Below are 6,332 nucleotides of genomic sequence, written 5' to 3'. Positions count from 1 at the left end.
CTCAAACGCCGCGCGGGCTGAAATCAGCCCCGCCGGCGTTTGAGGCGCGGGGGTCCGGGGGCGGAGCCCCCGATCTTTGAGCCCCGCCGGCGTTGAGGCGAGCGGGGGCCGGGGCCGCAGGCCACGGTTTCGGGAAGGGGCGGGGTGGGGAAGTGGCTCCGCGCAGCGGCAGCCCACCGGCATCCGGGACGCTGGGGGAGGGGCCGGGGGCCGGAGCCACCGTCAGGGGGCCAGGTGCTCGGCCAGGATGGCCGCGTGGCTGGCGGCGGGGTCCTTGACCGCGGTCAGCAGCGTCACGGGCCCGGCGGCGGCCAACCCCCGCAACCGTTCCACCTCAGCGGCAGCCTCCGGCTCGGCCAGCTCCGCCTCGTACCGCTGCCGGAACTCCTCCGCCGAACCCCCGCCCCCGTGGAACCACTTCCGCAGCTCCCCCGACGGAGTCACCGCCTTCGGCCACTCGTCCACCCCGGCCGCCGCCTTCGCCAGCCCCCGCGGCCACAGCCGGTCCACCAGCACCCGCACCCCGTCCGCCCCCGGCTCCGGCGGATCGTAGACCCGCCGCAACCGGATCCCGCCCGACGCCCCCGCCCCCGCAGCCGCCCCCGCACCCGCACGCGCCATCAGCCGCCTCCTCCGAGCCCCTTGGCCTCGTCCCACACCACAGGGTCCAGCACCCCGAGCCGGGTACGGAACTCCCACACCCACACCTCCGCCGGCCGGTCCGCCTCCAGGTACCCCACCCGCCCCGGCGTCACCCCCACCGTCCCCGGCGGCAGCGGGATCACCCCGGCCCGCCGGTCGTCGTACTTCCCGGTGATCCACGCGACCCGCGCCCGGTGGCCCCGTACCGACGCCGCCGCCAGCACCAGGCACGGCCGCCCGTCCACCAGGGACCACAGCTCACCCGCCCGCGGCTGCGGCGCCGGACCCGGCCCGTGCGGCGGCGGGACCCGCCGCGCCACCCCCGGCCGACGCCCCGCGACCAGCACCAACAGCACCACGGCCACCACCGCCGCGGCCGCGGGCCACCAGGACGTGTCCATAGTCCGACGGTAGCCGCGGCCGCCCGCCCCGGCACGGCAGTGCCCCGGCACGCCCGTACGCGCCGTCGCTCCCGCGGGTGACAGCACAGGTGATTCCCCCCACAACGGCCTGCCGCGGAGGAGCGACCCGCCCTTTCGCGCCTTACGCTCGACCCACGCACGGCCCGCATTCCGTCCACGGACCGTCCCGGAGGTTCTCGCTCCATGAAGCTCACCGTCGTCGGCTGCTCGGGGTCGTTCCCGTCCGCGGATTCGGCCTGCTCGAGCTACCTCGTCGAGGCCGACGGCTTCCGGCTGCTCCTCGACATGGGCAACGGCGCCCTCGGCGAGCTGCAGCGCCACATCGGTCTCTACGACCTCGACGCGATCTTCCTCAGCCACCTGCACGCCGACCACTGCATCGACATGTGCGCCTACTTCGTGGCCCGCTACTACCGGCACGAGGGCGGCCGCCCGCCGGTGATCCCCGTGTTCGGCCCCGAGGGCACCGAAAGGCGCCTGACCACCGCCTACGACGACGTCCCCGACGAGCGCTCGATGAGCGAGGTCTTCGACTTCCGCACCCTCAAGCCCGGCACCTTCGAGATCGGCCCCTTCCAGGTCCGCACCGAGCGCGTCAGCCACCCGGTGGAGGCGTACGGCATCCGCATCGAGCACGGCGGCCGCTCGCTGGCGTACTCGGGCGACACCGGCGCCTGCGCCGAGCTGGGGCAGCTCGCCGGCGGCGTGGACCTGTTCCTGTGCGAGGCGTCCTTCACGCACGGCAAGGAGGACATCCCGGCCCTGCACCTCAACGGCCGCGAGGCCGGGGAGTTCGCGCGCGGCGGCCGCGTCGGCCGGCTGGTGCTGACCCACATCCCGCCGTGGACCGACGCCCGGCAGAACCTCGCCGACGCCCGCGCGGTCTACGACGGCCCGGTCGACCTCGCGTACGCGGGCGCGGTCTACGAGGTCTGAGCCCGAACGCACGCAGCCCCCGCCCTCCCGAAAGGGAGAGCGGGGGCTGCGCCCGTGTGGACGCGGGACTACTTGGCCTCGGCCTTGAGCAGCTCGGCGAGCTCCTCGTCGGACTCGCGGCCCGGCGTCGGCAGGTTGAACTTGGTGATCGCGAACCGGAAGATCACGTAGTACAGCACGGCGAAGCACAGGCCGACCAGCGCCAGCCCCCACGGGTTGCTCGCGATGCCGAGGTTCAGGACGAAGTCGACCAGGCCGGCGGAGAAGCCGAAGCCGTCCTTCATCCCGAGCGCCCAGGTCAGGGCCATCGAGACACCGGTGAGCACCGCGTGGACCGCGTACAGGACCGGGGCGATGAACATGAACGTGAACTCGATCGGCTCGGTCACACCGGTGACGAAGGAGGTCAGCGCGAGGGAGAACATCATGCCGCCGACGACCTTGCGGCGCTCGGGGCGGGCACAGTGGACGATCGCGAGGCAGGCCGCGGGCAGGGCGAACATCATGATCGGGAAGAAGCCGGTCATGAACTGGCCGGCGCTCGGGTCGCCGGCGAGGAAGCGGGCGATGTCGCCGCTCTTGCCGTTGTACTCGCCCGCCTGGAACCAGGGGAAGGAGTTCAGCAGGTGGTGCATGCCGATCGGGATCAGCGCGCGGTTGGCGACACCGAAGATGCCCGCGCCCACGGCGCCGGAGCCCACGAGCCACTCGCCGAGGTTGTGCAGGCCCGCGCCCAGGACCGGCCAGATCAGGCCGAAGACGATGCCGATCAGCAGGCCGGCGAAGGCGGAGAGGATCGGAACCAGGCGGCGGCCGCCGAAGAAGCCCGCCCAGTCCGGCAGCTTGGTCCGGTAGAACTTCTGGTACAGCAGGGCGACGACGATGCCCATGACCACGCCGCCGAGGACGCCCGCGTTGACCGGGGCCTCGACGTTCACGATCTTGCCGTCGACGACCTTGGCGATCTTCGGCAGGTGCGAGTCGGTGAAGGTGGCGAGGACGTTCTTGAAGACCAGGTAGCCGGTGACCGCGGCCAGCGCGGTGGAGCCGTCCGACTTCTTGGCGAAGCCGATCGCGATGCCGACGGCGAACAGCAGGGCCATGTTGCCGAGGATGGCGTCGCCGCCCGCGGCCATGTAGCCGCCGAGCTTCTGGACGAACTCGGGCAGCGACTTGCTTGCCAGCATGTCGTCCTGGCCGAAGCGGACCAGGAGCGCAGCGGCGGGCATCACCGCAACGGGCAGCATGAGGCTGCGGCCGATGCGCTGCATGACAGCCATCGCGCCGGAGCCCTTCTTCTTCTCGGCCGCGGGTGCGGCGGCAGCCGTCGTCACAACTTCCTCCAGAAGGCAAGGCGCCGCATGCGGGGGTGGGAACACGGGGGACGGCGGCGTCTTTGAACGGGGGTACGCGAGCGCCCGAACAGGCCTGCGTGGTCTACACCAATGCGTGGTGTAGACCAGTTGTAGCATGGTCGGGGATAGATAAGGAACCTTCGATTTCCTGTGGTCTACGCCACATCTGCGGCCGCTCGACCGGAACCCGCGACCCCGCCCCCGCGCACAAGCGGAAGGCCCCGGCCCCCGAAGGCCCGAGGGCCCACCCCCAGCACGGCAGTTGAGGCCGAAGGTCCCTACGCCCTCGTATTCTCGGCCTCCATCGCCTCGATCTCCTCGTCCGACTCGCGCCCCGGCGTCGCAATGTCGAACTTCACGATCACGAAGCGGAACACCACGTAATAGACGACCGCGAAACCCAACCCGATCGGAACGATCAACCACGGCTTCGTCGCCAGCCCCCAGTTGATCACGTAGTCGATCAGCCCCGCCGAGAAGCTGAACCCGTCGTGAACGCCCAACCCCCACGTCACCGCCATCGACACACCCGTCAACAGCGCGTGGATCACGTACAGCGCCGGCGCCACGAACAAGAACGAATACTCCAGCGGCTCCGTGATCCCCGTGACGAACGACGTCAACGCCACCGACAGCATCAGCCCGCCCACCTCCTTGCGGCGCTGCGGCTTCGCACAATGCGTGATCGCCAACGCCGCCGCCGGCAGCGCGAACATCATGATCGGGAAGAACCCCGACAGGAACAGCCCCGCATCCGGATCCCCCTGCAGGAACATGTTGATGTCCCCGTGCACCACCAGACCGTCCGGCTTCGTGTAACTACCGAACTGGAACCACATCGGCACGTTCAGGAACTGGTGCAGCCCCACCACCAACAGCGCCCGGTTCGCCACCCCGAAGATCCCCGCACCCCACGAACCCAGCCCCACCAGCCAGTCCGAGAACCCCTCCAGCACACCCCCCACCGGCGGCCACACCCACAGGCACACCACGGCGAACCCGATCCCCACGAACGCCATGACGATCGGCACCAAGCGCCGCCCGTTGAAGAACCCCAGCCAGTCCACCAGCCTCACCCGATGGAACCGCTGCCAGAACCACGCCGCCAGCAGCCCCATCACGATCCCGCCGAACACCCCCGGATTCTGGTACGAGAACTCCACGAACGTGTTGTTGTCCCTCGTCAGACAACCGCCCCCGATCTCCCGCGTCCCCACCGGACACGGATTCGGAAACGCGTGCAGCACGCTCCGGTACACCAAGAACCCCGTCACCGCCGCCAGCGCCGTCGAACCGTCCGCCTTCCTCGCCATGCCGATCGCCACACCCACACAGAAAAGCAACGGCAGACCCAGATCCGGACTCAGCAGCGCCCCGCCGGCGGCCGCCATCACCCGCGCCGGCCCCGTCCAGTTCAGACGGTCCTTCCCGAAGAGATCCGGCTGACCCAGCCGATTCAGGATCCCCGCCGCCGGCAGCACCGCGATCGGCAGCTGCAGACTCCGCCCCATCTTCTGCAGACCCTGGAACAAACCGTTCCACCACTTCGGCCGCCGTGCCGCCGCAGCGCCCTGCACACCCTGCGCGCTCATCGGCTTCCTCCCTGACCCGGCCTGTTTGGGCAGGTGCCTCCCGTACGGCACACTGGTGTAGACCACTTTTGGCAGGCTGCTGCTGATCGTCATCCTTCGGCACGAGCCGGACCCGCGCCCGCGCAACTGGGCCAACAGTGGGCCAACAGTGAGCTACCGTGACGAAACGGAGCGCACTGGCCGGCCGGACCAGAACCGCCGAGACCCCTTCTTCGCAGAACACAGGGAGAAACACATGGCCACCAAGGCTGAGAAGATCGTCGCCGGGCTCGGCGGCATCGACAACATCGAAGAAGTCGAAGGCTGCATCACCCGCCTGCGCACCGAAGTCGCCGACCCCGAGCTCGTCGACGAAGCCGCCCTCAAGGCCGCCGGCGCCCACGGCGTCGTCAAGATGGGCACCGCCGTCCAGGTCGTCATCGGCACCGACGCCGACCCCATCGCCGCCGAAATCGAAGACATGATGTGACGACGTGATGACGTGACGACCTGAGCCCACCGCTCAGCCACGGCACGGACCCCGTACCCAGCCACCCGCCGGTACGGGGTCCACGCCCACCCCGCCAAGGAGCCTGCGCCCTCCCCGCACCCACTAGGCTCGGAAGCATGTCTCGCATCGACGGCCGCACGCCCGAACAGCTCCGCCCGGTCACCATCGAACGCGGATGGAGCAAGCACGCCGAGGGCTCCGTCCTCATCTCCTTCGGAGACACCAAAGTCTTCTGCACCGCCTCCTTCACCGAAGGCGTCCCCCGCTGGCGCAAGGGCAGCGGCGAAGGCTGGGTCACCTCCGAATACTCGATGCTCCCCCGCTCCACCAACACCCGCGGCGACCGCGAATCCGTACGCGGCAAGATCGGCGGCCGCACCCACGAGATCTCCCGCCTCATCGGCCGCTCCCTGCGCGCCGTCATCGACTACAAGGCCCTCGGCGAGAACACCATCGTCCTCGACTGCGACGTCCTCCAGGCCGACGGCGGCACCCGCACCGCCGCCATCACCGGCGCCTACGTCGCCCTCGCCGACGCCATCACCTGGGGCCAGAACAAGAAGCTCATCAAGGCCGGCCGCAAGCCGCTCACCGGCACCGTCGCCGCCGTCAGCGTCGGCATCGTCGACGGCGTCCCCCTCCTCGACCTCTGCTACGAGGAAGACGTCCGCGCCGAAACCGACATGAACGTCGTCTGCACCGGCGACGGCCGCTTCGTCGAGGTCCAGGGCACCGCCGAAGGCGAACCCTTCGACCGCAAGGAGCTCAACGCCCTCCTCGACCTCGCCGCCGGCGGCTGCGCCGACCTCGAAACCATCCAGCGCACCGCCCTCGGCCTCTAGGCCCGGGCCCGGGCCGGGCCCGCCGAGAACCACGACGCCCGCCCCCGCGTCCT

7 protein-coding genes are annotated in these 6,332 nt (G+C 70.4%); 3 read left to right on the top strand and 4 right to left on the bottom strand.

The features are described 5' to 3' along the window. Positions 1–222: 222 nt before the first annotated feature. Together ABZ924_RS12735 and ABZ924_RS12730 are read right to left on the bottom strand one after the other, a co-directional pair. The gene (locus tag ABZ924_RS12735) at positions 223–621 is read right to left on the bottom strand and encodes a DUF488 family protein (RefSeq protein WP_361907488.1); all 399 of its coding nucleotides are present in this window, start codon (positions 619–621) and stop codon (positions 223–225) included. Next, the gene (locus tag ABZ924_RS12730) at positions 621–1,043 is read right to left on the bottom strand and encodes a hypothetical protein (protein ID WP_361907486.1); all 423 of its coding nucleotides are present in this window, start codon (positions 1,041–1,043) and stop codon (positions 621–623) included. The genes ABZ924_RS12735 and ABZ924_RS12730 overlap by 1 nt, the downstream gene beginning before the upstream one ends. A gap of 204 nt (positions 1,044–1,247) precedes the next feature. On the opposite strand from ABZ924_RS12730, the gene ABZ924_RS12725 reads away from it, so the two are divergent. Then, on the top strand, positions 1,248–2,000 hold the full coding sequence (locus ABZ924_RS12725) for an MBL fold metallo-hydrolase (RefSeq protein WP_361907484.1): 753 nt from the start codon (positions 1,248–1,250) through the stop codon (positions 1,998–2,000). A gap of 68 nt (positions 2,001–2,068) precedes the next feature. Here the strand turns inward: ABZ924_RS12725 and ABZ924_RS12720 are convergent, their stop codons facing one another. Beyond that, positions 2,069–3,334: a PTS transporter subunit EIIC gene (locus ABZ924_RS12720; protein WP_361907482.1), complete on the bottom strand. Its 1,266-nt coding sequence runs from the start codon at positions 3,332–3,334 to the stop codon at positions 2,069–2,071. A 299-nt stretch (positions 3,335–3,633) separates the two neighbouring features. Beyond that, on the bottom strand, positions 3,634–4,947 hold the full coding sequence (locus ABZ924_RS12715; RefSeq protein WP_361907480.1) for a PTS transporter subunit EIIC: 1,314 nt from the start codon (positions 4,945–4,947) through the stop codon (positions 3,634–3,636). A 148-nt stretch (positions 4,948–5,095) separates the two neighbouring features. Here ABZ924_RS12715 and ABZ924_RS12710 point away from each other — a divergent pair, with 148 nt between their 5' ends. Together ABZ924_RS12710 and rph are read left to right on the top strand one after the other, a co-directional pair. Continuing rightward, on the top strand, positions 5,096–5,416 hold the full coding sequence (locus ABZ924_RS12710) for a PTS glucose/sucrose transporter subunit IIB (RefSeq protein ID WP_361907478.1): 321 nt from the start codon (positions 5,096–5,098) through the stop codon (positions 5,414–5,416). 137 nt (positions 5,417–5,553) lie between these two features. Then, positions 5,554–6,279: a ribonuclease PH gene (gene rph / locus ABZ924_RS12705; protein ID WP_361907476.1), complete on the top strand. Its 726-nt coding sequence runs from the start codon at positions 5,554–5,556 to the stop codon at positions 6,277–6,279. Positions 6,280–6,332: the final 53 nt, after the last annotated feature.

It is taken from the genome of Streptomyces sp. NPDC046876, from assembly GCF_040645035.1.
Classification (GTDB): Bacteria; Actinomycetota; Actinomycetes; order Streptomycetales; family Streptomycetaceae; genus Streptomyces.
This window is presented reverse-complemented; position numbering and strand designations above follow the sequence as displayed.